We start from the raw sequence: 26,076 nt of genomic DNA on the forward strand, positions 1-26,076 counted from the left end.
GATGTCAAATACTGCTAAGAACGTCGTTGTCATCGGCACCCAGTGGGGCGATGAGGGCAAGGGTAAGATCGTCGACTGGCTGACCGACCACGCCGCCGGCGTGGTGCGTTTCCAGGGCGGCCACAACGCCGGCCACACGCTCGTGATCAAGGGCCAGAAGACGGCCCTGCAACTGATCCCGTCGGGCATCATGCGCGAAGGCGTGGCCTGCTACATCGGCAACGGCGTCGTCGTCTCGGTACCGGACGTGATGCGCGAGATCGACAAGCTGCAAGCCGCCGGCGTCGAAGTCGCTTCGCGCCTGAAGATCTCCGAGGCCTGCCCGGTCATCCTGCCGTACCACGTCGCCATCGACGTGGCGCGCGAAGCCAAGCGCGGCGTGAACAAGATCGGCACGACCGGCAAGGGCATCGGCCCGGCCTACGAAGACAAGGTCGCGCGCCGCGCCATCCGCATCGCCGACATGCTCAACGAGACCCGCTTTGCCGAGAAGCTGCGCGAGAACCTGGACTACCACAACTTCGTGCTGACCGGCTACCTGGGCGGCCAGGCCGTCGACTTCCAGAAGACCTTCGACGACGCGATGGCCCTGGTGCCGCGCCTGCGTCCGATGGTCGGCGACGTGTCGTCGGCGCTGTACGCCGCCCACAAGGCCGGCGGCAAGCTGCTGTTCGAAGGCGCGCAAGGCTCGCTGCTGGACGTCGACCACGGCACCTATCCGTTCGTCACCTCGTCGAACTGCGTGGCCGGCAATGCCGCCGCCGGTTCGGGCGTTGGTCCGGGCATGCTGCACTACATCATGGGCATCACCAAGGCCTACACGACCCGCGTGGGTTCGGGCCCGTTCCCGTCGGAACTGCCGACCGACGCCGGCGTCGGCGAGCACCTGTCGCGCGTGGGCCACGAGTTCGGCACCGTGACGGGCCGCGCCCGCCGCTGCGGCTGGTTCGACGCCGCGCTGCTGCGCCGGTCCGTGCAGATCAACGGCGTGACCGGCATGTGCCTGACCAAGCTGGACGTGCTGGACGGCATCGAGTCGCTGAAGCTGTGCACCGGCTACAAGATCGACGGCCGCGACGTGGACATCTTCCCGGTCGGCGCCGAAGAGGCAGCGGCCTGCGTGCCCGTGTACGAGGAAATGCCGGGCTGGAAGGAAAGCACCGTCGGCGCCAAGTCGATGGAAGAGCTGCCAGCCAACGCCCGCGCCTACATCAAGCGTATCGAAGAGCTGGTCGGCATTCCGGTGGACATGGTGTCGACCGGTCCGGACCGCGAAGAAACCATCGTGCTGCGCCATCCGTTCGCGGCATAAGAGAACAATAGGGATTACTGAACGATGAATACTCCTGCATCGACCGACAAGGACCTGTGGGTTTCCTGGGATGACTACAACCGCCTCGTCGAGCGCCTGGCACTGAAGGTCTACGAATCGAACTGGAAGTTCGACATGGTGCTGTGCCTGGCGCGCGGCGGCGTGCGCCCGGGCGACGTCCTGTCGCGCATCTTCGACGTGCCGCTGGCGATCCTGTCGACCAGCTCCTACCGCGAAGAAGCGGGCACCAAGCAGGGCAACCTGGACATCGCCAAGTACATGACGATGACCAAGGGCCCGCTGGCCGGCCGCATCCTGCTGGTCGACGACCTGGCCGATTCTGGCGTGACGCTGGTGAAGGTGCGCGAGCACCTGCAGTCGAACTACCCGGACGTCACCGAAGTGCGCTCGGCCGTCATCTGGGTCAAGGGCACCTCGTCGCTGGTGCCGGACTACCACCTGGAAGACCTGCCGCACAACCCGTGGATCCACCAGCCGTTCGAGGACTACGACGGCCTGCGTCCGCACCAGCTGTCGGCGTGGCTGAAGAAGTTCGAGCAGAAGTGATTGCGTTCGTGCCGCCTGCGGCATGAAGTGAAGGGCGGCGCCGGGGGCGCCGCTTTTTTTTGCCTGCGGCGCCTGACGGCGCTTGTATAGATCGGTTAAGATCGCTGCTGTTCCAAATGCCCGTACCCTTAGAACCGTCGCCCCCGCGCAGGCGGGGGCCTAATTTTCACGCATGCCGGCGGCGCAGCGACATTGGGTCCCCGCCTCCGCGGGGACGACGTGCAGGTGTTACCGGCCAACGCTCATCTGCCCTCGAAAACAACAACAACACGCCATGACCCAAAGCTTCTTCCAGACCTTCATCCTGCTGCTGCTCGTCACCGACCCCTTCGGCAACGTCCCCCTGTTCGTCGCAGCGTTAAAAGACACGGCGCCGGCGCGGCGCCCGCGCGTCGTGATCCGCGAATGCGCGATCGCCTTCCTGCTGCTGCTGCTGTTCATGTTCTTCGGCCGCCACTTCCTGAACGCGCTACAGCTCACCGACATTTCGCTGCGCATCGGCGGCAGCGTGATCCTCCTCTTGATCGCGATCCGCATGATCTTCCCGCATCCGGACGGCGTGCTGGGCAAGAGCGAGCACGGCGAGCCGTTCATCGTGCCGCTGGCGATTCCCGCGCTGGCCGGTCCGTCCGCATTGGCGACGGTGCTGCTATTCACCTCGGGCAGCGTGGAAGAGGTGATGGTGCACGTGGCGGCGCTGGCCGCCGTGGGCGTCGTCTGGCTGGCCGTCTTCCTCGGCGCCGAGCGCTTGCTGAAAGTGCTGGGGCCGCAGGTCATGACGGCGTTCGAACGGCTGATGGGCCTGATCCTGACGGCGATGTCGATCGAGATGCTGCTGGGCGGGGTGCGCGAGTTCGTCAAGACGCTGTAGCCGCCGTCATATGTTCGCATGTGTACGCCGTCCCTTCGTCGCCATCGCGGCCCTGCTGCTCGCGTGTCTTGCATCGGTGCGGGCGCAGGCGCAGGATGGTGCCGGTCCCGCATGGACGCCCCCGGCCGCCCCGATTCTGCTGAAGCGCTGGTTCGAAGTCCGGGGCGGAGCATGGCAGGTACCCGACGCGATGCTGAGCGAAATAGCGGCGGAGATGCGCAAGGAAGCCGGTGCCACGGTCGCGCCGAAACTGCACACGTATATTGTCCAGTACCAGGGTATGCTCACGAACGGCGTGCGCGTCATACGGGTGGCGGGCGCATGCGAGACGCTGGGCATGGACGAAACGCGCCTGAGCCAGGCGTTCCTGAACGTCCGCGACGGTGGCAAGTGCTTCTTCGATGCCACGTACGACCCCGACCAACGGCGGTTCACCGCCTTCCACTACCACGGCTACGCCTAACCGGAGGCCTCGAGGCGCGATGCCTCTCATGCAATGACACGGGCGATGTCGACAATCTTTCCACCCCGGTCGCCGCGTCTCCCATCTTCCTTGTTACCCACCTGGCATGTGCTAACGCCTGCGCCATAGGGCAGGCGTGCCGCAGCCCTCTCCCGCGACGTGCCAATCCGTCCATGCGCGTCGCATGAATCTTCCCAGAGGAAATCGACATATCCAAATGCCAAGCATTTATGCACTATTTTGTGACGTTTTGTCGAAGAAAATTACATAAATACAGCGAATTATTGCCATTGATTGCGCCTTGGCGCCTCAAGGTGTTGATTCCATGTAAATTTTTATCGTGGATAAACATTGGCATGGACGTTGCTCTGGGACTCCTTACCCGCTTCCAAGCGTCGCACCCGCGGGTTTCATAACCACGAGAGGGAGTCCAATGAAAGCCCTTAGCGCAATTGCTGTTGCCGTCGGCCTGCTGGCCGCTTCCCTGGCCCAGGCAGCCACCACCTCCACGCAAGTGAATGTCTCGAAGAATGCGCGCGCCGTCGACCTCGGCCTTGCGCCGCAGGGAGAAGTCCGCGCGATCACGCTGTCCCTGGCCGTGCGCAACCTGGCCGCGCTGGAAGCGTTCGTCGCGTCCACCGTCGATCCGGCCAGTCCGAACTACCGCAGGTTCCTGACCCCGGAACAGGTCGGTGCTCAGTACGGCCAGGATGCCGCGTCCGTATCCCAGGTCGTGAACTTCCTGAAGGCCAGCGGCCTCGCGGTGACCCGCGTGTACAAGAACAACCTGCTGGTGTCGGTGCAGGGCACCAATGCCCAGCTGGCCGCCGTGTTCGGCAGTCCGATCCACCGCTTCTCGCTGGCGGGACAGACCTACGAGGCCCCGCTGAGCACGACGGCGATCCCGGCGCAGCTTGCCGGCGTGGTGAAGGGCGTGCACGGCCTGAGCAGCCGTCCGCTGATGAAGAGCAATACGGTACGCCGCGTGAACGCCGGCGCCGCTGCCGCCGAAGGGCAGGTCGCGCCCACCAAGGTGCCGACCCCGGCCGCCGCTGCCACCGCCGAGCCCGGCTCGTACACGACCGCCGACCTGGCCCGCCAGTACAACATCACGCCGCTGTACCAGGCGGGCATCGACGGCGCCGGCCGCACGATCGGCATCGCCACGCTGGCCGACTACCGCCAGTCCGATGCCTTCGCGTACTGGGATTCGCTGGGCCTGGCGACGGCCCGCAACCGCATCACGGACGTGCGCGTCGATGGCGGCGCCAGCCCGGGCTACGGCGTCGGTACCGAGGGCGCGGGCGAGACCACGCTGGACGTGCAGCAGTCGGGCGGCGTGGCCCCGGGCGCGGACATGCGCGTGTACATCGCGCCGAACACGGAGCAGGGCTTCATCGACGTGTTCGCGCAGCCGGTCGACGACAACCTCGTCGACACGCTGTCGATCAGCTGGGGCTCGGCGGAAATCGCCAACTATCCTGAGTCGATGGCGGCGCTGCACACCGTGTTCCTGCAGGCAGCGGCGCAAGGCATTCCCGTGATCGCCGCATCGGGCGACGCCGGCGCCTACGACATCAACCGCAACTACACCTATCCGGACTGCACGACGCTGCTGAGCGTCGACTACCCGGCCGCCGATCCGATCGTGCTGGCCGCCGGCGGCACCACGCTGCCGCACGTGCAGCCGCACCTGTACGGCACCATCACGGTGAGCCAGGAACGCGCCTGGGCCTGGGACTACCTGCGCGACTACTTCGTCAAGAACTACGGCCAGGCCTACTACTACGCGAACATCTTCCCCGTCGGTGGGGGCGGCGGCGTCAGCGTCAACTTCGCGCGGCCGAGCTACCAGGCGAACCTGGCCGGCGTCGCCAACAGCGCGGCCGGCCAGACGCTGTACTGCAAGAACGCGTTCGTCGGCGAGCCCGGCAACGGCGTCCTCGACCTGATCGACATGCCCGGCAACTACGCGGGCCGCAACCTGCCGGACGTGTCCCTCAACGCTGACCCGTACAGCGGCTACTCGGTGTACCAGGAGGGCATGTGGGGATCGGGCAGCGGCGGTACCAGCTTCGTCTCGCCACAGCTGAACGGTATCTTCACCCTGATCAGCGCCGGCAAGGGCGGCCGCGTCGGCTTCCTGCAGCCGCAGCTGTACGGCGCCTTCAAGGCCAGGGGCTACGGTGCCGGCTCGCCGTTCCGCGCCATCACGGCCGGCACCGACTTCTACTACAGCAGCAAGGCGAGCTTCAATCCGGCGACGGGCCTCGGCACGCTCGACGTGGCGAACCTCGCGCGCGTCCTCGGCGTGCAGTTCTGAACGCTTTTGCTCACTTGAACAACGGAGAAAGACGACAATGAAATCGATCAAGCATTTCCTGCTGGGCCTGGTACTTGCCACCTGCACGGCCGCCACCGCCTTCGCCGCGCCGATCTATACCTACACGGGCTCCTCGTTCGTGTTCCCCGACATGTCGGGCGAGGGCACGGCGCAGACCTGGAACTTCGGCCTCGGCGATGCCTCGGTCCAGGCCGGCGAGACCTTCCTGTGGGAATTTCTGTTCAATACGCCGCCGTCGGCACCGACGACCTGGTTCGGCCTCAAGCTGCAGCCGGACAGCGCGAACGCCGTGACGTTCGAGGACGCCGGCTTCTTCGCGACGGGCGATCCCTACACGGACGTGCCCAACTTCCTGCTCGACGTCACTGGCGCCGCCATCGCCGGTTCCGGCTGGCTCGACAGCGGCACCTATTCGCTGATCCTGAGCGGCACCTTCCTCGTCGATGGTGCCGGTTTCAGCGGCTTTGCCGTGGACGACGTCGCCGCAGTGCCCGAGCCGATGAGCCTGGCGCTCGTGTGCATGGGCTTGGCCGGCCTGGTGGCTGCACGCCGCCGCCGCATGGCGCCGGCACCGGCCGAAGCCGCCTGACCGGTTGGGCGGGGAGGGCGCTGCCCGCGCGGACGCGCCGCCGCCCTTGTGCGGCGGCGCAAGCCCGGGGATACTGTCGGACTTGTCCAACAGATCCCGAAAACAACCATGAAATCGATGCTTACCGCAGGCGCCCTCGGCCTGGCAGTCGTCCTGACCCTGAGTGCCTGCGAGCGCAAGAAGAACGAGCCGCCCCAGGCGCCCGCCGTCGCCGCCGACACCTCGGCCCAGGAATTCAAGAAGATCGACACCGTCGAAGGAACCGGCAAGGTCGCCGCCGCCGGCCAGACCGTCGTCGTCAACTACACGGGCTGGCTGTTCGCACCGAGCCAGCCGGGCCAGAAGGGCGCCATGTTCGACACCTCCGTCGGCCGCGAGCCGTTCAGCTTCGCGCTGGGTGCCGGCCAGGTCATCAAGGGCTGGGACCAGGGTGTGGAAGGCATGAAGGTCGGCGGCAAGCGCACGCTGATCATCCCGGCCGCGCTGGGCTACGGCGACGACGGCATCGGCCCGATCCCGCCGAAGGCGAACCTGATCTTCGACGTCGAACTGCTCGACGTGAAGTAAGGTGATGCGCACCGCGATGAAATCCCTGCTCGCCGCCTGCGCCATCGGCATCGCGTTTGCGGGCATGCTGGCCGGCTGCGAGCGCCGCAAGGAAGCGCCGCCGCCGAAGCCCTTCGTCGCCGACACGTCGGCCATCACCTTCCAGAAGATCGACACCGTGGTCGGTACTGGCAAGGTTGCGAATGTGGGCGACCGCGTTACCGTGCACTACACGGGCTGGATGTACGACCCGAAGGCGCCGCAGCAGCGCGGCGAGGAGTTCGACAGCTCGCTCAAGCGCCTGCCGTTCACCTTCCGCATCGGCGGCGCGGCCGTGCTGAAGGGATGGGATGAAGGCGTGGCCGGCATGCGGGAAGGCGGCAAGCGCGTGCTCGTCGTGCCGTCGTCCATGGGCTACGGCAAGGAAGGGACGGGGCCGATTCCGCCGAACGCGAATCTCATCTTCGAGATCCAATTGGTCGAGGTGCACTGACCGACCCAGCGGTAGCGGCATACGCGACCCGGTCGTCAGCGTATGCCGCAGCCTCTAGATGGCGGCGCTTTCCTTCCCCCGACCGCTTTCGACGCTGGCAAACGCAGCGGCAGGTGCCGGCACCTGCTCGGTCTTCGTGATCATCATACTATCCCCGCCAGCGTAGATTCGCCGGTAGCGCAGATAGCCGGCGATCTCCCAGTTCTCTCGCCCGAATGTTTTCATTTCGGGGATGGTGCCTGTTTTCGCATAGTCCTTCGCGGCCTTTACCTGTTCTGCGTCGAGTCCCCCGTAATACGGCTTCGCCCCAGAAGACTTGGCACGCAGTTCGGCTGCTTCGACCGTATGCTTCCAGGTTTCCAACTCCTTGATCAGATCGGCCTCGTTGTCCTTCGCGTTTATTGCAATCTTGAACCAAGCGCGGGAGTCGTGGATATAGTCATCGAACAGCTTCAACACGGCGGCCGGTGCAGTTTCGTTTTTCTTCCACCAAAGTGCGATTTCACGCCATTCTTCGGCTTTGTCCTCGAGTCCTGGACCTTGAGGCTGGCTCGGGGCGCTGGTCTTTCCAGATGCAAGACTCTGTTCGAACGCGTCGACTTCGGCGTTCAGTTCCTCATACGCACCCCTGAGATCGTTTTTATCGAACATGGTTGCACGTTTGAAGCTGTCGGTTTCCGTGATGGGCGTCTTGCCGCCAATCCGACGGGTACGGTGATACAGGATCCGCAAATGCGCCTGCTCACGCATGATGTCGGTGAGCGAACCTTCCTTGACGCTACAGCACTCCAGATAGCTGTTGAGATCGTCGATGACGTTCTTCGAGATCGCAAATCGCTGTTTCGCGATTTCCGGTGCCCATTCGAGCTTCAGGGGGACGCCGCTCAAGCGTGCAGCCTTGTACATCATGATGAGTGGCACGCGCGCAAGCATGTCGGAGCCATCGTCGGTAATGCCTCTTCCCTGTTCCTTCGGGGTATAGCCGGAGCCGATGTCCGAGTGCACCCCGGGAATGACGATCTCGTTGCATTTATCGGGCAAGACCCCCCTGATCGATATGGAGTCGACTGGGAAGCTGCGCCGGATTTCATGGGCTGCGACCAAATGCAAGCAGGGTACGCCAGCAGGAATGCGCAAATTACGCTCGGAGTCTGCCCAATCGCCGTGTCCGTCGGCGAATCTGCCCCAGAATTTGTCGGCAAACGTAGCGCCAACCCCAACGGAGCCGACCGTGTCGAAGATACCGATAAAGTCAAACCGGACCGGAAAACCACCTAGGGTCCGCCCAGTTTTTTTGCACAGTTGCGCATCCAGTTCGCATAGGGCAATGAGCCAGTTTGCGAACGCACGAGCCTGGGTGGCGCCGCGCGAAAAACCAAAGATGGAAATATGAATGGTTTCTACAATGCCCGGATCTTTTTTCGCAGGAAGCTCGCCAGGGGCGTGCCAGTGTTGCTTGACTGCAAAATGCAACTTGCGCAGTAGAGCCGTGAGGTGCCTGCACGTGTCGCGATTGCTATCCGACATATCTTCGAATACAGGGTCTTGGAAGAACATGTTTTCGCGCTGCAGCCAACTGAACTTGGCACAAGTGGCTCTGTATTCTTCCTCTCCTGAAACCAGAGGCTGCCCCAAGAAAAAGCGATGGACGTTGTTGATCGCCTGGACTAACGCCCAGCCGATCCTGCTGCTGCCGCCGAGTCCCATTGCCCCACCGAACAGCGCTTGCCAACCTTTGCCTGGGTCTTTAATTTTGTCGAACGGGGTGGCTACTCCGGGAATATATGTTCTGAAGTAGTTTTTGAAGTCTTTGAACGTGTCGTCTTTGTATGTCCACCTTGCGTTGGGTAACACTCCTACGGCATCTGTGCCAGGGAAGCAGTCATATAGTCGAGCCACATTAGAGTGGCTTTTTGTATCCTCTGCTTTTATATAATTATTTCTCGTGCCGTCAAAGAAGAAACCGAAATATAGGTTTTCTCTACAGATGGCAAGAGGGGAATTTTGCGCAGGCTTTTCGATATTCTCGAGGTTTCGCAAAATTAATTGCTCTGTCTGATTGAAAAAGGAACTCTTGTCTGCCGATTTGGTAAATAACTCAGGGATTGGCGCGCATAGTCCGGTAGTCATGGCTTATAGTTTCTCAGATATTCAAGTTTTTCTCGGTCCGACTTCAGGAATTTTTCAGTGTCATCCTTTAGGCGATTCTGAAATTTCTTATCCTCAGGGCCAGTATAGTCTGAGGCTTTAATTATCCCGGCATCGACCAGCGCAGGCCACATCTTCCTAGCATGCGTTATTGAATCGACTTTAATCTCTTTTTCCTCTGCCTCAAGATTCCTTATACTATTTTCCGTTTCCTTAATCTCAGCCATTATTCTTTCACGCTTATATTCCGCAGAGGGGATTGGCCACCCTTTTATCGTCCCCGGCCACTTCTCATGATTCGGCTGATATCGACTTGAAACGACTGCATACGATCCATCCTGCTGCCGCAATACCCATAAATCACTTACCTTGTCGTCCGCATAGCGTGGCACCTCGACCGTATGAGTTTCCTTAATCTCAGGTAGCTGTCCATTAGCGTCTCGCTTCAGCCAATGTTGCGCTTTGATGAGCACTTTAATACCCGGATGCCAAGTTTTTGGTAAGGCATAGCAGCAAACTGTACCACCTCCTGAGAACCTCCCAACTAGTTCTCCAGAACCTCCGTTCTTGGGATCTTCCGGATCAATCAATGCAAAGCTAAAGTCTTCGTTGCTGTAATTAACGCCATGTATGCTCACCGGAATCTTTTGTTCGGCACGAGCCGTAAGCGGTAGCATCACGGTGAACAGTGAAACTAGGAAAAACGATGTCTTCATAAATCTTTTCATCATAATATATGTCCCGCTACAGAATATTTTATCTGCGGTAAGAAGCCGACGAATACTTCTCGTTAATGTTCTGCTTCGGCGAAAGCGTGGGCTTGCGTGGTCCCATGGAAAAATTAAAGATGGGAACATTTATCTTTTTTCCAATGTCAGGATCTTTCTATGCAGGTAGCGCACCAGCAGCATGCGAGTATAGCTTCATTGCCGAAGATGGTTTTCGCATTGGGACAGCGTAGTTTCCATATGTGCCGCGGTTACTGTCTTTTGAGCATCCGATAATTTTTTGGAACTGCGTTGCAAAGCTTCGCAATCATGGTTGGTACGCTTCTAATTGCTTAACTTTCTCGCGAAAGATTATTAAATTTTCTTCATTCTGCCCTCTAAGAAAATCCTGAAATTTTGTGTCTTCCGGACCCGAGTATTTTGAGGAATCGATTAAGGTCGTGTCTTTCATTATCTCCCACATCTTCCGCGAGTAGCCTACTGGATCCTGCTCCATGAGGACTCGTGCGCGTTCCGAATTTCTTACGGCCCTCTCTGCTTCTTTTAGTTGTAGCGCAATCCTTTCTAGTTGATATTCACGCGATGGTACGGGCCATCCTTTTACCTTTCCAGGCCACTTCTCATGATTCGGCTGATATTTACTCGAAACGACGGCATATGATCCATCCTGCTGCCGTAACACCCATACGTCGCTCGCCTTGTCATCCGCATAACGTGGCACCTCGACTGTATGGGTCTCGTTAATCTCAGGCAGCTTTCCGTCAGCGTCCCGCTTCAGCCAATGTTGTGACTTGATCAGGACTTTGATACCAGGATGCCAAGTTTTCGGCAAGGAGTAGCAGCAGACCGTACCACCACCTGAAAACCGCCCAACTAGTTCTCCGGCGCCTCCGTTCTTGGGGTCTTCCGGATCGACCAACGCAAAGCTAAAGTCCTCGTTGCTGTAATTGACGCCGTGTATACTCACCGGAACCTTTTGTTCGGCACGAACCTCAAGTGGTAGCATGGCGGTGAACAGTGAGACTAGGAAAAAAGATTTCTTCATGCATATTGTCATCACGGTATATCCCGCTATAAATTATTATTTTATCTACGGTAAGAAACCCGCTAATACTTGCCATTAGTGTTCTGCTTCAGCGAAAGCGCGGGCTTACGTAGTCCCGCGGGACAAAGCGAAGGTAAGAATACGTATCTTTTCTACGATACCAAGATCTCTCTTTGCCGAAGGAGGGTCATAAGCGTGCGAGTATAACTTGACGTCCGAATGTGGTTTCGCAGTAGAGCAATGTAGTATTCATATGCGTTGCGATCACTATCCAAATAATCCTCTAGTAGTCGAGTAGTTATGGCTTGCAATTCCGTAGAACTTTTCTATTCCCGGAAAAATAAGCAATCCTTTATTGCTGAATGACAATATTTTTTCTGGTGGGGCCGCAGAGATGCGTAATCATTTAGCCATATTCCTCAAAAGGCGAACTCGCTCTCTATAAAATCTCAGGTTGTCTTCATTTTGGTAATTAAGAAAATCCCGAAAATTTTCGTCATCTGGCCCTCGATATTTTGATCGATCAATTAATGGCCCGTCAGCCATCAGTGGCCACATTCTTTTTGCATGATCTCCCGGGTTTGTCTCTATTTCTCGTTTTACCTGCTCAGCAGTTTCGACACTGTCTTCGGCTGACGAGAGTTCGAGCTTTATTCTTTCTTGTCTGTATTCGAGTGACGGAACTGGCCATCCTTTGACTTCGCCGGGCCATTTTTGATGATCTGGTTGATAGCGACTCGAAATGACGGCATACGATCCATCCTGCTGACGCAATACCCAAAGATCGCTCACTTTATCGTCTGCATAACGTGGTACTTCGACCGTATGGGTTTCGTCAATTTCGGGCAACTTTCCGTCGGCATCGCGTTTCAGCCAATGTTGCGATTTGATGAGGATTTTGATGCCAGGATGCCAATTCCTCGGTAAGGCGTAGCAGCAAACCGTGCCGCCGCCCGAAAACCTGCCGACCAGCTCGCCGCCGCCTTCGTTCCTGGGATCCTCCGGGTCGACCAGCGTGAAGCTGAAGTCTTCATTGCTGTAATTAATGCCGTGAATACTCACCGGAATTTTTTGTTCAGCATGCCCCACCGCCGGAACCACTGCAGCACACATTGCCGCCAGCACGATCCATTTCCGCATTTCTGTATTCATGGTCGACACGCTGTCGTATCCCAAGAATCAGGCCAACTCGCGCCAGCCGTGCATCAATCCGGCAATCGCACGCTCGTCCTGCGGCGCTCCCGCCCGCACGAAATAGGCGCACCAGGCACGCCGGTCTTCCTCAGCGATTCCGTGTTGCTTGGCGATGTCCATGGCCGTCGCCACCAGCCGATAGCGCGCGAACGGCGTTGCCGGCAGCGCCGTGTCGACGGAGGACAGGCTCCGGACCGCTTCGTCGATCTCGGAATCGGCAAGCATCTGTGCGAACTGACGGCTGTTCAGCGGTTGGGGGCCATCCTTGTAGGGGGCCGCGATGCCGGGCAAGTCGAGTGCGTGCCAGGCGCCATCCCGGCCGATATAACGCCACGTCGTCGCGGGCCCGGCCAGCGATCGGCGTTGTTGATCGTCCAGCGCGGCGACGATGCCGGGCAGGCGACGGGTATCCGTGAAGCGGAAGTTGAACATTTGTCCGTCGTTGTCGACCAGGCACCACGCGGCCAACCTGCGCGCCAGATCGGGCAGGGCTTCGCGCGATTCGAGCACGCTCAGCATGGGCCAGCCGCTGCAGCGCTCCAGCACAGCAGCCAGACGTGGTTCGCCTTCCGGATAGCGCAGCAGGAACGGCGATACATCCCCGACCTCGTCGGTGTATCCGGCACGGCCTTCGAACAGCAGGCGGACCGCATCGGCGCCGAGCAGGCGCTGGAAGTCGCGATACAGGCCGGGGACGAACACGCCATCGATCAACAGGTAGGAAGCGCTGCCGTCCGGCGCGGCAGGGCGCGTAGCCAGTTCTTCGAGCCATCCGGGGGCATAGGTGTCAACGAACATCGCTTACTCCACCAGGGTAAATGCGGGGGCTGCGAACAGGGATTTCTTCAGGCATTCGATGCAGATGCTGGTCGGCATGGACGGCATCGGGTACGCCAGGCGGGTCGGGCCGATCAAGCTCTTCTTGCCGGCATGAACGGTGAGCTTGCCCGGGCACTGGACCGTGATGTTCCCGCCTTCGATCGTGATGTTGGCGCCGCCCGCCGTCGAGAGGCTGATGTGCTTTGCCGCCGCCCAGTCGACGTTGGCATTGGCGCTCACGACGTGGACGTCGTCGCGCGCCTGCACGGCCAATGCGTCGGCCTGGGCCTGGACGTCGATGGCGTCCTGCGCCGCGATCCACTGCATGCCCAAGCCGTCCGCCCCTGGCGCCACCGCGCCACCGAGCATGCCGATGGCTTGCCGGCTGTGCATCCGCAACTGGCCGCCGGCGATGAGCTGGCTGTCCGCGCCGCTCATCAGGGTCGTGGTTTCGTCGCTGGCGAGCTGGATCGACTGGCCCGCCGTCACGGACAGGCCGGCGCGCGCGCTGATCGCGACCAGGGGATCGGCGGTGTGGGGCAGGTCGCCGTCCTGCGCCGCCGTTTTCCTGGACGCGGCATCCTTGCGCGCCGCGTCGACGCCGCCGTTGCCGACCATGCCCGATACCGAAGCCAGCATGGCGGCGAGCGGCGCCGCCTTGTCGTCCAGCTTGCTGGCGCCGGCCTTGTGCGCACCGGCGTGGGCGGCCAGGCCCACGGTCTTGTGCGCGACGGCGGCCGCATCGAACGTCTCGCCCAGCTTGACGGCCTGTTTCAGCAGCGCGATGCCGGCCGCGTTGTCGCCGGCCGGGTCGCGCTCCTGTGCTGCGTGGCCGATGCCGTAGCTCGTCACCAGCAGGCCGGCGCCGGCGCGCACTGCGCCGTAGGCATCCGTGCGCAACTCGGCGCCCTGGCCGCGCAGGCTGCCGCGGTAGTTGTCGGCGGCGTGGATCAGGTGCCCCAGCGTCAGCTCGGACATCGCGGAGGTCGAGCGCAGCTGCACGCGTCCCTGGGCATCGGTATCGTCGAACAGCAGCTGGTTGTATCCCTGCGCGCCGAATTCCTTGCTGCGCACGCCCCATTGTCCGGCCGTGTTGCGGTGGGCGTCTGCGCCCGCCGCGGCGCCGTGCCATACCGGGCTGTTGCCGGCGGCAAGGTTGCCCTGCGATGAGGGTGCATGGTCCGCCGCCTGGCGGTACAGCGCGTCGGCATCGGCGCCATCGCCTGGCGCCGCGCCGCCCGGCGTGGGGGCAGCGCCGCCTTCGCCCTGGCCGTTGTACAGCGCGCCCACGATGATCGGGCGGTCGATGTCGTTCTCGATGAATTGCACCAGCACTTCCTGGCCGATGCGCGGCAGGAACTGGCTGCCCATGCCGCCGCCCGCCGTGCGCTGCGCGACGCGCACCCAGCAGGACGCATTGCCGTCGTCCTGCCAGTGGAAGCGGATGCGCACGCGCCCCAAGGCGTCGCAATACAGTTCGTCGGCGCCGGCCGGCTGGTCCTGGCCATCGGGGCCGATGACGATGGCGCTCTGCGCGCCCGCGGCCGTCGGCTTGGGTGCATAGTGGCCGTCGATGCCTGCGGGCGTGAAGCGCCAGGGCACGTCGGCGGCCACGGCGTCGAACACGTTGGCGTAACCGGCGTCGCGGGCCTGGGCGATGGCCAGTGCCATGCCGTCGATGTGGAGGTCGCACTCGCGCAGCACCTGGTCCAGCAACTCCGGGATCGGCCCGAAGAGCTCGGCCAGGCCGTGGGCCGCGGCGACGGGCAGGTTGTTGACGCCGACGCTCGTCACGCGCAGCAGTGTGAACGCGGGCGGGGTGTCCGGATGCGCGGAGGCGAGGGGACCTTGCGTGACGGCGAAGCGGGTGCCGGCGGCGAACGTGCGCACGGTCGAGCGGCCGTGCCAGCGCGCTTCCGTGGCCTCGCGCGCCTCCATGCGCACGCGCGCATAGTGATCGGCTTCGTCGGCGTCCGCCCAGGCATATTGTCCGGGCACGTCATAGCTCTCCAGCTGCGGCAGCGCGGCGCGCCGCCGGCTGGCCGGCACGCTGGCGCCGATCACCTTTTTCGATTTGTAGTCGTAGCTGAGGAGGGTGGTCATGCCGGAAACGAGCCGACGCCGTGCCTGCAGCGCCTGGATGGTGTCCTGCCGCTCGGCGGCCCGGGCGCCGTGGAAGCGGATGCCGGCGCCGGCCGCACTGCTGGCATCGTCCGGGATCGCATCCGCGTCCGTGCTGTCCGCGAACAGCACCAGGCACGCGCCTTCCGCGCCATGGTCGATCCGCCAGGCCAGGCCTTCCTCGGTGAGCAGGCGCAGGACGAAATCGTGGTCGGATTCGCGGTACTGGCAGCAGTAGCTGCGCGCCGAGACGCGTTCCATGAACGCCCCGACCTCGGCGCTCCAGCGCCACTGGGCGGCCGGGGCGTAGGCGGCGAAGACGTCGTCCACGATGTCGACGACGCTGCGGTCTTGCCAGACCCGGCTGTTGCGGACCTGCGTCAGCCGCCACAGCCAGCTCTGCACACGCAAGCGGTAGCGCGCAAAACCGCCTTCGCTGCCGAGCATGGCCGCATGGGTGATCTCGCCATGGAAGGCGGTGCGGCTGCCGTCCGCCAGGCTGACGTCGAGCGTTGCCTGGCGGCCGAGCAGCGAAGAGAGGGAAAGGTGGGCGCTGGTGGACAGGACGATCAGGTCGCGCGTGCCGGTGGACTGCAGCGCATCATCGGCCGCGAAGGCTTCGACGAGCAGGTCCGGCGAGTCGTCGCCGGCCAGCCGGAGTTCGTACAAGCGGGTATCCGCAGCGAAGCCGGCGAGCGCATCCGCGATCCGGTCGAATAATGTGGACGACATGGCATTCGGAATTCACAATGATGACCCGAATGTATCATGCTGGCTCGTGCATGCGCGCACGATTGTGTCCAAATGGCAACTAAGAGCGCCTGACAAAACCTCCAGGGCAAGGCGCAGCGTCGAAGACAGTCGCTGGTACCGCGAGACGATGCAACGCAGCCATGGAAGTTTTGTCAGGCGCTCCAGTGCTGCGGCACGAAAAAACGGCCGGATGATCCGGCCGTTACGCTGCTGGAGCGTGCAGTTACTTGCCCAGTATCGACACCACATTGTCCGCCCCCGGCGCCCCGAAGGCCTGCTGCTTGAGCACGTGCAGCTGGTCGCGCACCTGCGCCGCCTTTTCGAACTCGAGGTTCTTCGCGTGGTCGACCATGAGCTTCTCGAGGCGCTTGATCTCCTTCGAGATCTGCTTCTCGCTCATGCCCTCGACCTTCGCCGCCTGCACGGCATCCTGCGCGCCTTCCAGCATGTTCTTCGCGGCGGCGGCGCTGTAGACGCCGTCGATCATGTCCTTGATCTTCTTGTTCACGCCCTTCGGCACGATGCCGTTCGCCTCGTTGAAGGCGATCTGCTTGGCGCGGCGGCGTTCCGTCTCGTCGATCGCGCGCTTCATCGAGTCCGTGATCTGGTCCGCGTACAGGATCGCGACGCCGTTCAGGTTACGCGCGGCGCGGCCGACGGTCTGGATCAGCGAACGTTCCGAACGCAGGAAGCCTTCCTTGTCGGCGTCCAGCACGGCGACGAGCGACACTTCCGGCAAGTCCAGGCCCTCGCGCAGCAGGTTGATGCCGACGAGGACGTCGAAGGTGCCCAGGCGCAGGTCGCGCAGGATCTCCACGCGTTCCACCGTGTCGATGTCGCTGTGCAGGTAGCGCACCTTGATGCCGTGGTCGCCCAGGTATTCCGTCAGCTGCTCGGCCATGCGCTTGGTCAGCGTCGTCACCAGCACGCGCTCGTCCTTGGCGATGCGGTCGTTGATCTCGCCCATCAGGTCGTCGACCTGCGAACGGGCCGGCTTCACCATGATCTTCGGGTCGACCAGGCCCGTCGGACGCACCACCTGCTCGACCACGTTGTCGGCGCGCTGCTGCTCGTACTCGGCCGGCGTCGCGGAGACGAAGATGCACTGGCGCATCTTGCTCTCGAACTCCTGGAATTTCAGCGGCCGGTTGTCCAGCGCCGACGGCAGGCGGAAACCGTAGTCGACCAGGTTCACCTTGCGCGAGCGGTCGCCGTTGTACATGGCGTTCAGCTGGCCGATCATCACGTGCGACTCGTCCATGAACATCAGCGCGTCCTTGGGCAGGTAGTCGATCAGCGTCGGCGGCGGTTCGCCCGGCATGGCGCCGGACAGGTGGCGCGAGTAGTTCTCGATGCCTTTGGTGAAGCCGACTTCGGCCAGCATCTCCAGGTCAAAGCGGGTGCGCTGCTCGAGGCGTTGTTCTTCCAGCAGCTTGCCCTGCTCGCGGAACTGTTCGAGGCGGTCGCGCAGTTCGGCCTTGATCGAGTCGACTGCGCGCAGCACGGTCGAGCGGGGCGTCACGTAGTGCGAACCCGGATAGACGGTGAAGCGCGGGATCTTCTGGCGCACCTTGCCCGTCAGCGGGTCGAACAGCTGCAGCGAGTCGATCTCGTCGTCGAACATCTCGACGCGGATCGCGAGTTCCGCGTGCTCCGCCGGGAAGATGTCGATGGTGTCGCCACGCACGCGGAAGGAGCCGCGCGAGAAATCCATCTCGTTGCGCGTGTACTGCATCTGGATCAGGCGCGCGATGATGTCGCGCTGGGCCACCTTGTCCTTGTGGCGCAGCGTCAGGATCATCTTGTGGTATTCGTTCGGATTACCGATACCGTAGATGGCGGAGACGGTGGCGACGATGACGACGTCGCGCCGTTCCATCAGCGACTTCGTGCACGACAGGCGCATCTGCTCGATGTGCTCGTTGATCGACGAGTCCTTCTCGATGAACAGGTCGCGCTGCGGCACGTAGGCTTCCGGCTGGTAGTAGTCGTAGTAGGAGACGAAGTACTCGACCGCGTTCTGCGGGAAGAACTCGCGGAACTCCGCGTACAGCTGGGCTGCCAGCGTCTTGTTCGGGGCGAACACGATCGCGGGACGGCCCGCGCGGGCGATCACGTTGGCCATCGTGTACGTCTTGCCGGAGCCCGTCACGCCGAGCAGGGTCTGGTACATCAGGCCGTCCTCGATGCCTTCCACCAGGCCTTCGATCGCCGTCGGCTGGTCGCCGGCGGGAGGGAAGGGCTGGTGCAGCTTGAACGGCGAGTCCGGGAAGGTGATGACGGTAGGTTCGGGGGAATTTACGACCGATAAATCTGCCATGGGATCAGACCTTTGCTAGAATGAGAATCCGCCTGCGGCCCGCTTCGCGCCTTGCGATTTCGGTCACCGCTGTCTATACAACTGCTGCGAACCCAGCGACAAACCCAGTTTATCACGATGAATTCCACAGCTCCTGCCAGCATCTTCGGCGCCATCGCCATGGCCCCGCGCGACCCCATCCTCGGCATTACCGAAGCCTTCAATGCAGATACCAATCCGGCCAAGATCAACCTGGGCGTCGGCGTCTACTACGATGACAACGGGAAAGTACCTCTGCTGGATTGCGTGCGCAAGGCAGAAGCGAAACTGATGGAGCAACCGGCCCCGCGCACCTATCTGCCGATCGAAGGCCTGGGTGCGTACGACAAGGCTGTGCAAGAACTCGTATTTGGGGCCGACAGCCCGGTAATTCAAGAGAAACGTGCGATCACCGTGCAGGCCCTGGGCGGCACGGGCGCGCTGAAGATCGGCGCGGACTTCCTGAAGCGTTTCTCGCCGTCGTCCGACGTCTACATCAGCGACCCGAGCTGGGAAAACCACCGCGCGCTGTTCGAAAGCGCCGGCTTCACCGTCAACAACTACGCCTACTACGATCCGGCCACCCACGGCGTGAACTTCGACGGCATGCTGGCCGCCCTGAAGGCGATGCCGGAAGGCGCCATCGTCGTGCTGCACGCCTGCTGCCACAACCCGACCGGTGCCGACCTGACGTCCGAACAGTGGGGCCAGGTGATCGAGGCGGTCAAGGCGGGCGGCCTGATCCCGTTCCTGGACATGGCCTACCAGGGCTTCGGCTCGGGCATCGCCGAAGACGGCGCCGTCGTGCGCCGCTTCGTGGACGCGGGCGGCCCGCTGCTGGTCTCGAACTCGTTCTCGAAGTCGTTCTCGCTGTACGGCGAGCGCGTGGGCGCGCTGTCGGTGGTGGCATCGTCGGGCGAGGAAGCCGCGCGCCTGCTGTCGCAACTCAAGCGCATCGTGCGCACCAACTACTCGAACCCGCCGACCCACGGCGGCAAGGTGGTCGCCACCGTGCTGTCCACGCCGGAACTGCGCCAGACCTGGGAAGACGAGCTGGCCGGCATGCGCGTGCGCATCAAGGAAATGCGCGAGGAACTCGTCAAGAAGCTGGCCGAGAAGGCCCCGGGCAAGGACTTCGACTTCGTGCGCAAGCAGGTCGGCATGTTCTCGTATTCGGGCCTGACCAAGGAGCAGGTCGAGCAGCTGCGCGCCGAGTCGATCTACGCCGTGGACACGGGCCGTATCTGCGTCGCCGCACTGAATTCGAAGAACATCGATCGCGTCGTTGACGCTATCGCAAAAGTTCTCTAAAATCCTGGCTCTTCCGGTTCAGCACATGCTGAGCTGGAAGACGATTCCCTGATAGCTCAGTCGGTAGAGCGACGGACTGTTAATCCGCAGGTCCCTGGTTCGAGTCCAGGTCGGGGAGCCAAGTTTCAAGCCTTGGCGCAACATGCACGATTGGCAATCAGCCTGTGCAAGGAGCGATGGGGCGGTTATAATAGCAACACAATTCCCTGATAGCTCAGTCGGTAGAGCGACGGACTGTTAATCCGCAGGTCCCTGGTTCGAGTCCAGGTCGGGGAGCCAGAATTCCAAAAGGGGCATCGAGTGATCGATGCCCCTTTTTCGTTGGCCGCGCCACGGCGGCCAAGGCCGGTCACTTCTGGCCGGTCATGTCGGCGATCCGTTGTGCCAGCACGCCCAGTTCGAACGGCTTGATCAGCACCTGCGTGTTGGCATCGAAACTCCCGTGTTCGACCAGGCGGGCTTCGGCGTAGCCCGTGATGAACAGGATCTTCAACGCGGGCCGTGCAGCCCGGGCCGCTTCGGCCAGTTGTCGTCCGTTCATTCCGCCGGCCAGGCCGATGTCGGTAACGAGCAGGTCGACGGGAATCCCCGCATCGAGTGCGCGCAAGGCGCCGGCGGCGTCGCCGGCCGTCGTGATCGCATGGCCGAGGCGCTCCAGCGCTTCCGCCATCACGGCACGCAACGGCGCCTCGTCGTCCACCAGCAGGACGGAGGCGCCGGCCGCGACGGGGCGGATCGCCGGGACGGCCGGTTCCGCCGTGCGCTGGGCGGCGTCGCGGCAGCGCGGCAGGTACATGCGCATGGTCGTGCCCTGGCCCGGCGCGGAGTCGATCAGGACGGTGCCGCCGGACTGGCGCGCGAAGCCGTAGATCATCGACAGGCCCAGGCCCGTGCCTTGTCCGATCGGCTTGGTCGTGAAGAACGGGTCGAAGGCCTTGGCGGCGACCTCCGCCGTCATGCCCGTGCCCGTGTCCGATACGCTCAGCAGCACGTAGTCTCCCGCCTCGAGGTCATGGCGCGGCGCATCGGCGGCCACGACGGTGGCGTTTTCCATGGCGATGCGCAGGCGTCCGCCGTCGGGCATGGCGTCGCGGGCATTGATGCACAGGTTCAGCAGCGCATTTTCGAGCTGGTTGGGATCCACCAGGATCGGCCACAAGCCGTCCTCGCTCGACACCTCGAGCACGATGGCCGGGCCGATCGTGCGCCGTACCAGGTCGAGCATGCCGGCGACGAGGCGGTCCGCGTCGCTGGGGCGCGCATCGAGGGGCTGGCGGCGCGAGAAGGCCAGCAGGCGGTGGGTCAGGGCGGCGGCGCGCCGGACCGAGGATTGGGCGATGCCCGTGAAGCGGTCGAGTTCGCGCAGGTCGCCGCTCTTGATCCGTAGCGCCAGCAGTTCCAGGCTGCCGCCGATGCTGGCGAGCAGGTTGTTGAAGTCGTGCGCCAGGCCGCCCGTGAGCTGGCCCACCGCTTCCATCTTCTGGCTGTGGCGCAGCTTTTCCTCGATGGCGAGGAGGGTGGCCGCGTGTTCCTTGTCCTGCGTGACGTCGCGCCCGACCGCCGCGATGAGTTCGCCGTCCTGGCTCGCTTTCCACGAGATCCAGCGGTAGCTGCCGTCGCGGTGCCGGTAGCGGTTCTCGAAATAGGCGGTCAGCCTCCCCGTTGCGGCCAGCTCGGCGGCGGCATCGATCGTCGCCGGCAGGTCCTCGGGATGGATCAAGCCGCCCAGCTGCGCGCCCAGCAGTTCCTGCTCGGTCCAGCCGAGCGTTTCCTCCCATGCCGGGTTGACGGCCATGACCCTGCCGTCAAGCCTCGCGACCAGCATGATGTCCTGCGACAGGTTCCACAGGCGGTTGCGGTCGGTCGTCGTCTCGGCGACCTGCCGCTCGAGCCGCTGGTTCAGGGCACGCAGTGCCTGGGTGGCGTCGGCACGCGTGATCTCCGCCCACAGGCGGTCCGCCACGCCCTTGACGAAGTCGATCTCTTCGCGGGTCCACGTGTGCGGTTCGACGTGGTGCCCCAGGAAGACGCCCGCCAGGCCGCTCGCACCCATGAGCGGGACGTTCAGCAGCGCCCCGATGTCGAGCGCATGCAGCGCCGCGCTCGTCGCGGCGGTACGCGGGTCGTGCGCGACGTCGGCGATGGCCACGACGTCGCCGCGCAGCAGGTCGGCGAGATAGGAGCCGTAATGGGCAAAATGGTGCAGGCCGGCGACACTCGCGATCCCAGGATCCGCGCACCACTCGGGCATGATGTCGACGGTGGCGGCGACCGGGTCGATGAGGCCGAAACCGGCTCGCGCCACGCCGAGGACGTCGCCGACGATTTCCGACGCGATCGCCGTCGCCTCGAACGCATTGTCGACCAGGCGCAGGCGGTCGCCCAGGCGCAGCAAGGCCGCCTGCCGGGTTTCGCCGCGCTTGCGCTCCTCGATGTCGACGAGCACGCCGGGGAAGGTGACGGGACGGCCGGCCTGGTCGTGGGCCACGTGCCCGTTGGCCTCGATCCAGCGGTAGCGCCCATCGGGCTGGCGCACGCGGTACTCCGCCCGGTAGCGTCCGCCCTGTGCCAGCGCCTGGCCGATGAGGCCGGCGACCCTGGCCTCGTCGTCCGGATGGATCGACTGGACGACTTCCGCCAGCTTGACGCCGCGCCGCATCGCCAGCGGATCGAGCGAGAAGCAGCGCGCGAAGCGGGTGTCCGCCGTGAAGTGGTCGTTCACGACGTCCCAGTACCACGTGCCTGCCACGGCCCCGGCATCCAGGGCCATCGCGACGCGCTGGTCGGCGCGCCGCAACTCTTCGGCGGCGCGCTTCTTTTCCGTGATGTCGCTCGCCGCGCCGAACCACTCGCGGATGGCGCCGTGCTCGTCGAACAGCGGCACGGCGCGCGACCGCATCCAGCCGAGCGTGCCGTCGGCCCGCGGCGCCCGATGTTCGAGTTCGAACGGGCTGCGCGTGCGCACCGCCCGTTCGATCGCTGCGTGCATGTCGGGCTGGTCCTCGGGATGGACGTAGCTGCCCATCCAGTCCGGCGTCGACAGGGCGTTGTCGCGCAACACGCCCTGGCCGTCGAGCTGGTGCATCTCGCTCCAGTCCGGGCTCATGCGGTAGACGACGCTGGCGCTGGCGCTGGCGAATGCCCGGAAGCGTTCGTCGTTCAGCTGCAGGTCCCCGGCGACCCGTTCCCGGTCCGTCACTTCGATCACGGTCGCCATGACGCCCTGGATGGCGCCATCGTAGGCGGGACTCATGGACGAGTCGAACCAGGCATCCTCGTCGACGCCCTTGCGTTGCAGGACCAGGTGCTGGCGCGCCAGGGTGACCGATTCGCCGGCGAACACGCGGGCGTACAGCGGCTCGGCGAAGCCGCGTACCTCCGGCCAGCATTCGTGGGTCGGCTGGCCCAGGGCACGCGGATGGCGCGGTCCGCAGATCGTCGCGTAGGCATCGTTGTAGAGCTGGATCAGTTCCGGTCCCCACATCAGCAGCATCGGGATCGGCGAGTGCACCACCAGGTCCACCAGCGTGCGCAGCGCCACCGGCCATGCGTCGATCGGCCCGAGCGGCGTGGCGGCCCAGTCGTGGGTGCGAATGAGCGCGCCGGTCTCGCCGCCGCCGGCGGGCCAGTTCGAAAATGCGGGGAGGAGGTCTGGCTTCATGTGAGGTCGTGGTCGCGCCGGCCGGTATCGGCTGGCATGACTGGATACGTATTTACGATGGGGTGCTGCATTGTATGCGAGGCAGGGGCAAGCGGGTGTATCTCTGCAGTATCAACACCTAAAAAAAAGCCGCCCCGGCTGGAGCGGCCTTGCAGGGAGGGTGGTGTCTCAGCGCTTGCCGGACACCGGCTTCACCTTCGACGCCGCCTCCAGCGCGCGTGCCCGTGCCGTCTCGACGTCAGCGGCCGTCGCAAGCGCCACGCCCATGCGGCGGCGCGCGAACGATTCCGGCTTGCCGAACAGGCGGATGTCCGAGCCCGGCACCTTCAGCGCCTCGGCCACGCCTTCGAACGCGATGCCCGGCTCGTCCAGTTGGCCGTAGATGACGGCCGAGGCGCCCGGCGCGCGCAGCGCCACGTCGACGGGCAGGCCCAGGATGGCTTTTGCGTGCAGCTCGAATTCGCTCTGGTTCTGGGTCGCCATCGTCACCATGCCCGTGTCGTGCGGGCGCGGCGAGACTTCCGAGAACCACACCATGTCGTCCTTGACGAACAGCTCGACGCCGAACACGCCCTGGCCGCCCAGGTTGCCCGTCACCTGCTCGGCGATGTGGCGCGCATTGGCGAGCGCGCCCGGCGTCATGCGCTGCGGCTGCCACGACTCGACGTAGTCGCCGTGCACCTGCTTGTGGCCGATCGGTTCGCAGAACTGCGTTTCCACCTGGCCGCTGGCGCCGATCGCACGCACGGTCAGCAGCGTGATCTCGTAGTCGAAGTCGATGAAGCCTTCCACGATCACCCGGCCCGCATCGACGCGGCCGCCGGCGGCGGCGTACTTCCAGGCGTTCTCGACGTCAGCGGCGCTGTCCAGCTTCGACTGGCCCTTGCCCGACGAGGACATCACCGGCTTGACGATGTTGGGGAAGCCGATCTCGGCGCAGGCGGCCCGCAGCTCTTCCAGGCTGGAGGCGAAGCGGTAGGGCGAGGTTGCCAGGCCCAGTTCCTCGGCGGCCAGGCGGCGGATGCCTTCGCGGTTCATGGTCAGCAGGGCCGCGCGCGCGGTCGGGATGCACGTGATCTTGCCGGCGGCTTCCAGTTCCGCCAGCTTGGGCGTGGCGATCGCCTCGATCTCCGGCACGATCAGATCCGGCTGTTCCTGCGCGATGAGGGCGGCCAGCGCTTCGCCGTCGGTCATGTCGACCACGTGGAAGCGGTGCGCCACCTGGTGGCCCGGCGCGTTGGGGTAGCGGTCGACGGCGATCACTTCGACGCCGAGGCGCTGCAGCGAAATGATCACTTCCTTGCCGAGCTCGCCGGAACCGAGCAGCATGACTTTGGTGGCGGAAGGGGAGAGGGGCGTGCCCAGGATGCGTGGGGTGGTCATGGATGACAGGATGGTGGAATGGTGGGAAAACAGGGGCGACTATAGCAAACGGCGCCCGCCGGCGCACGGCGGCATGATGCTATTGGCATCCTAGGATTTCCTGCTATAATATTGCCTCAATTCCCTGATAGCTCAGTCGGTAGAGCGACGGACTGTTAATCCGCAGGTCCCTGGTTCGAGTCCAGGTCGGGGAGCCAGAATTCCGAGAGGCCGCGTGTGAACGCGGCCTTTTTCGTTCTTGGAGTCCATCAGCGATGTCCATCCTGTCCCGCCGCGATACCGACCGCATCGCCCGCCACGCCGCCTGCGCGGACGAAGCGCGCTGGCTGCATCCCGTCCAGCAGGCGCTGGTTCACCGGCGCGGCTGGCTGCGCATGCTGGCGCCGCGCGCGCTCGGCGGGCAAGAGCTGGCCTTGCCGGACGTCGTGCGGCTGGAAGAAGCACTGGCCCGCGTCGACGGCAGCCTGGCCTGGACCGTCACCCTGTGCGCGGGCGCCGGCTGGTTCGCCGGCTTCCTCGATCCGGATCTCGCGCACGCGATCCTGGCGACCAAGCGCGTCTGCCTGGCCGGCAGCGGCGCCCCGACCGGCCATGCGGACCGCGACGGCGAGGGCTGGCGCATCGACGGCCGCTGGGACTACGCCAGCGGCGCGCCGATGGCCACCCACTTCACCTTCAACGCCATCCTGCGCGACGGCGGCCGGCCCCTGCTCGACGACGCCGGCCAGCCGCGCATGCAGGCCTTCGTCGTGCCGGCCTCCCTCGTGCGCATCGTGCCGAACTGGCGCACGATGGGCTTGCGCGCGACGGCTTCGCACGCCTACGAGGTCCGGGACCAGTGGGTGCACGCGCGCCACGGTTTCACGATCGATCCGCTCGCCGCGCGCGCGGAAGGGCCCCTGTACCGCTTCCCCTTCATGGCGTTCGCCTTCGTCACGCTGGCGGCGAACGTGGCGGGCATGGGGGAGCATTTCGTCGACCTGGCCATGGCGACCATCGCGCAGCGGCGCGACCGGTTCAACGGCGGTGGGACGCTGATCGAGACGGCGGCCGTGCGCGCCGTGCTGGATGGCGCACGGGCAGGGCTGGACGAGGCGCGCGGCCGCCTGTATGCGCTGCTCGACAGCACCTGGGAACTCGCCGCGGCCGGCAGCCCGGTCGACGCGCACGATGCCGCCCGCCTGCAGTCGCTGGCCATGGGCTGGGTGAGCGCGAGCCGCCGCGCCGTCGATACCCTGTATCCGTACTGCGGGCTGACTGCGGCACGCGAGGACAGCGAGATCAATCGGGTGTGGCGCGACTTCCAGACGGGCTCCCAGCACGCGCTCCTGATGCCTTGAGCTTGCTTTTGCGGAACAGGACTGGTCAAACGGGAAACGGGCCGCTATAA

At 63.8% G+C, this 26,076-nt stretch carries 19 protein-coding genes and 3 tRNA genes; 13 read left to right on the plus strand and 9 right to left on the minus strand.

What is annotated here, in order from left to right; all coding sequences use genetic code 11:
* Nucleotide 1: 1 nt before the first annotated feature.
* From ACI1V7_RS02470 to ACI1V7_RS02505, 8 genes are all read left to right on the plus strand, one after another.
* Nucleotides 2-1,312: an adenylosuccinate synthase gene (locus ACI1V7_RS02470; protein WP_404530191.1), complete on the plus strand. Its 1,311-nt coding sequence runs from the start codon at nucleotides 2-4 to the stop codon at nucleotides 1,310-1,312.
* 24 nt (nucleotides 1,313-1,336) lie between these two features.
* Complete coding sequence (locus ACI1V7_RS02475; protein WP_404530192.1) at nucleotides 1,337-1,879, plus strand: phosphoribosyltransferase; 543 nt, start codon at nucleotides 1,337-1,339, stop codon at nucleotides 1,877-1,879.
* 274 nt (nucleotides 1,880-2,153) lie between these two features.
* The gene (locus ACI1V7_RS02480; protein ID WP_290414685.1) at nucleotides 2,154-2,750 is read left to right on the plus strand and encodes a MarC family protein; all 597 of its coding nucleotides are present in this window, start codon (nucleotides 2,154-2,156) and stop codon (nucleotides 2,748-2,750) included.
* A 10-nt stretch (nucleotides 2,751-2,760) separates the two neighbouring features.
* Nucleotides 2,761-3,213: a hypothetical protein gene (locus ACI1V7_RS02485; RefSeq protein WP_404530193.1), complete on the plus strand. Its 453-nt coding sequence runs from the start codon at nucleotides 2,761-2,763 to the stop codon at nucleotides 3,211-3,213.
* A gap of 433 nt (nucleotides 3,214-3,646) precedes the next feature.
* On the plus strand, nucleotides 3,647-5,536 hold the full coding sequence (locus tag ACI1V7_RS02490) for a S53 family peptidase (RefSeq protein WP_404530194.1): 1,890 nt from the start codon (nucleotides 3,647-3,649) through the stop codon (nucleotides 5,534-5,536).
* Between the two features lie 37 nt (nucleotides 5,537-5,573).
* The gene (locus tag ACI1V7_RS02495; RefSeq protein ID WP_404530195.1) at nucleotides 5,574-6,146 is read left to right on the plus strand and encodes a PEP-CTERM sorting domain-containing protein; all 573 of its coding nucleotides are present in this window, start codon (nucleotides 5,574-5,576) and stop codon (nucleotides 6,144-6,146) included.
* Between the two features lie 108 nt (nucleotides 6,147-6,254).
* Nucleotides 6,255-6,713: an FKBP-type peptidyl-prolyl cis-trans isomerase gene (locus ACI1V7_RS02500; protein ID WP_404530196.1), complete on the plus strand. Its 459-nt coding sequence runs from the start codon at nucleotides 6,255-6,257 to the stop codon at nucleotides 6,711-6,713.
* A 16-nt stretch (nucleotides 6,714-6,729) separates the two neighbouring features.
* Nucleotides 6,730-7,185, plus strand: a complete 456-nt coding sequence (locus tag ACI1V7_RS02505) for an FKBP-type peptidyl-prolyl cis-trans isomerase (RefSeq protein WP_404530197.1) — start codon at nucleotides 6,730-6,732, stop codon at nucleotides 7,183-7,185.
* A 54-nt stretch (nucleotides 7,186-7,239) separates the two neighbouring features.
* Here the strand turns inward: ACI1V7_RS02505 and ACI1V7_RS02510 are convergent, their stop codons facing one another.
* From ACI1V7_RS02510 to uvrB, 7 genes are all read right to left on the minus strand, one after another.
* A complete protein-coding gene (locus tag ACI1V7_RS02510; RefSeq protein WP_404530198.1) occupies nucleotides 7,240-9,315 on the minus strand; it encodes a T6SS phospholipase effector Tle1-like catalytic domain-containing protein in 2,076 nt (691 codons plus the stop codon).
* Nucleotides 9,312-10,049 carry a DUF3304 domain-containing protein gene (locus ACI1V7_RS02515; RefSeq protein ID WP_404530199.1) on the minus strand — a complete coding sequence of 246 codons (738 nt, stop codon included), beginning with the start codon at nucleotides 10,047-10,049 and terminating at the stop codon, nucleotides 9,312-9,314. Before ACI1V7_RS02515 ends, ACI1V7_RS02510 begins: the two co-directional genes overlap by 4 nt.
* Before the next feature lie 319 nt (nucleotides 10,050-10,368).
* Nucleotides 10,369-11,106: a DUF3304 domain-containing protein gene (locus ACI1V7_RS02520; protein ID WP_404530200.1), complete on the minus strand. Its 738-nt coding sequence runs from the start codon at nucleotides 11,104-11,106 to the stop codon at nucleotides 10,369-10,371.
* 402 nt (nucleotides 11,107-11,508) lie between these two features.
* The gene (locus tag ACI1V7_RS02525) at nucleotides 11,509-12,258 is read right to left on the minus strand and encodes a DUF3304 domain-containing protein (protein ID WP_404530201.1); all 750 of its coding nucleotides are present in this window, start codon (nucleotides 12,256-12,258) and stop codon (nucleotides 11,509-11,511) included.
* 27 nt (nucleotides 12,259-12,285) lie between these two features.
* A complete protein-coding gene (locus tag ACI1V7_RS02530; RefSeq protein WP_404530202.1) occupies nucleotides 12,286-13,098 on the minus strand; it encodes a DUF4123 domain-containing protein in 813 nt (270 codons plus the stop codon).
* A 3-nt stretch (nucleotides 13,099-13,101) separates the two neighbouring features.
* Nucleotides 13,102-15,972, minus strand: a complete 2,871-nt coding sequence (locus ACI1V7_RS02535) for a type VI secretion system Vgr family protein (RefSeq protein ID WP_404530203.1) — start codon at nucleotides 15,970-15,972, stop codon at nucleotides 13,102-13,104.
* 244 nt (nucleotides 15,973-16,216) lie between these two features.
* On the minus strand, nucleotides 16,217-18,313 hold the full coding sequence (uvrB, locus tag ACI1V7_RS02540; protein ID WP_404530204.1) for an excinuclease ABC subunit UvrB: 2,097 nt from the start codon (nucleotides 18,311-18,313) through the stop codon (nucleotides 16,217-16,219).
* A gap of 117 nt (nucleotides 18,314-18,430) precedes the next feature.
* Between uvrB and ACI1V7_RS02545 the strand changes: the two genes are divergently transcribed.
* The 3 genes from ACI1V7_RS02545 to ACI1V7_RS02555 all read left to right on the plus strand — a co-directional run bounded on the left by ACI1V7_RS02545 (nucleotide 18,431) and on the right by ACI1V7_RS02555 (nucleotide 19,921).
* Nucleotides 18,431-19,642, plus strand: coding sequence for an amino acid aminotransferase (locus ACI1V7_RS02545; protein ID WP_404530205.1), 1,212 nt, complete (start codon nucleotides 18,431-18,433; stop codon nucleotides 19,640-19,642).
* A gap of 45 nt (nucleotides 19,643-19,687) precedes the next feature.
* Nucleotides 19,688-19,763, plus strand: a tRNA-Asn gene (locus ACI1V7_RS02550).
* An 82-nt stretch (nucleotides 19,764-19,845) separates the two neighbouring features.
* Nucleotides 19,846-19,921, plus strand: a tRNA-Asn gene (locus tag ACI1V7_RS02555).
* A gap of 70 nt (nucleotides 19,922-19,991) precedes the next feature.
* On the opposite strand, the gene ACI1V7_RS02560 is transcribed toward ACI1V7_RS02555, so the two are convergent.
* On the minus strand, nucleotides 19,992-23,303 hold the full coding sequence (locus ACI1V7_RS02560; RefSeq protein ID WP_404530206.1) for a PAS domain-containing protein: 3,312 nt from the start codon (nucleotides 23,301-23,303) through the stop codon (nucleotides 19,992-19,994).
* Between the two features lie 168 nt (nucleotides 23,304-23,471).
* Complete coding sequence (gene purT / locus ACI1V7_RS02565; protein WP_404530207.1) at nucleotides 23,472-24,686, minus strand: formate-dependent phosphoribosylglycinamide formyltransferase; 1,215 nt, start codon at nucleotides 24,684-24,686, stop codon at nucleotides 23,472-23,474.
* Between the two features lie 121 nt (nucleotides 24,687-24,807).
* Here purT and ACI1V7_RS02570 point away from each other — a divergent pair.
* A tRNA-Asn gene (locus ACI1V7_RS02570) sits at nucleotides 24,808-24,883 on the plus strand.
* A 57-nt stretch (nucleotides 24,884-24,940) separates the two neighbouring features.
* Nucleotides 24,941-26,026 carry an acyl-CoA dehydrogenase family protein gene (locus tag ACI1V7_RS02575; RefSeq protein WP_404530208.1) on the plus strand — a complete coding sequence of 362 codons (1,086 nt, stop codon included), beginning with the start codon at nucleotides 24,941-24,943 and terminating at the stop codon, nucleotides 26,024-26,026.
* Nucleotides 26,027-26,076: the final 50 nt, after the last annotated feature.

It is taken from the genome of Massilia paldalensis (assembly GCF_044901715.1).
GTDB lineage: Bacteria > Pseudomonadota > Gammaproteobacteria > Burkholderiales > Burkholderiaceae_D > Telluria > Telluria paldalensis.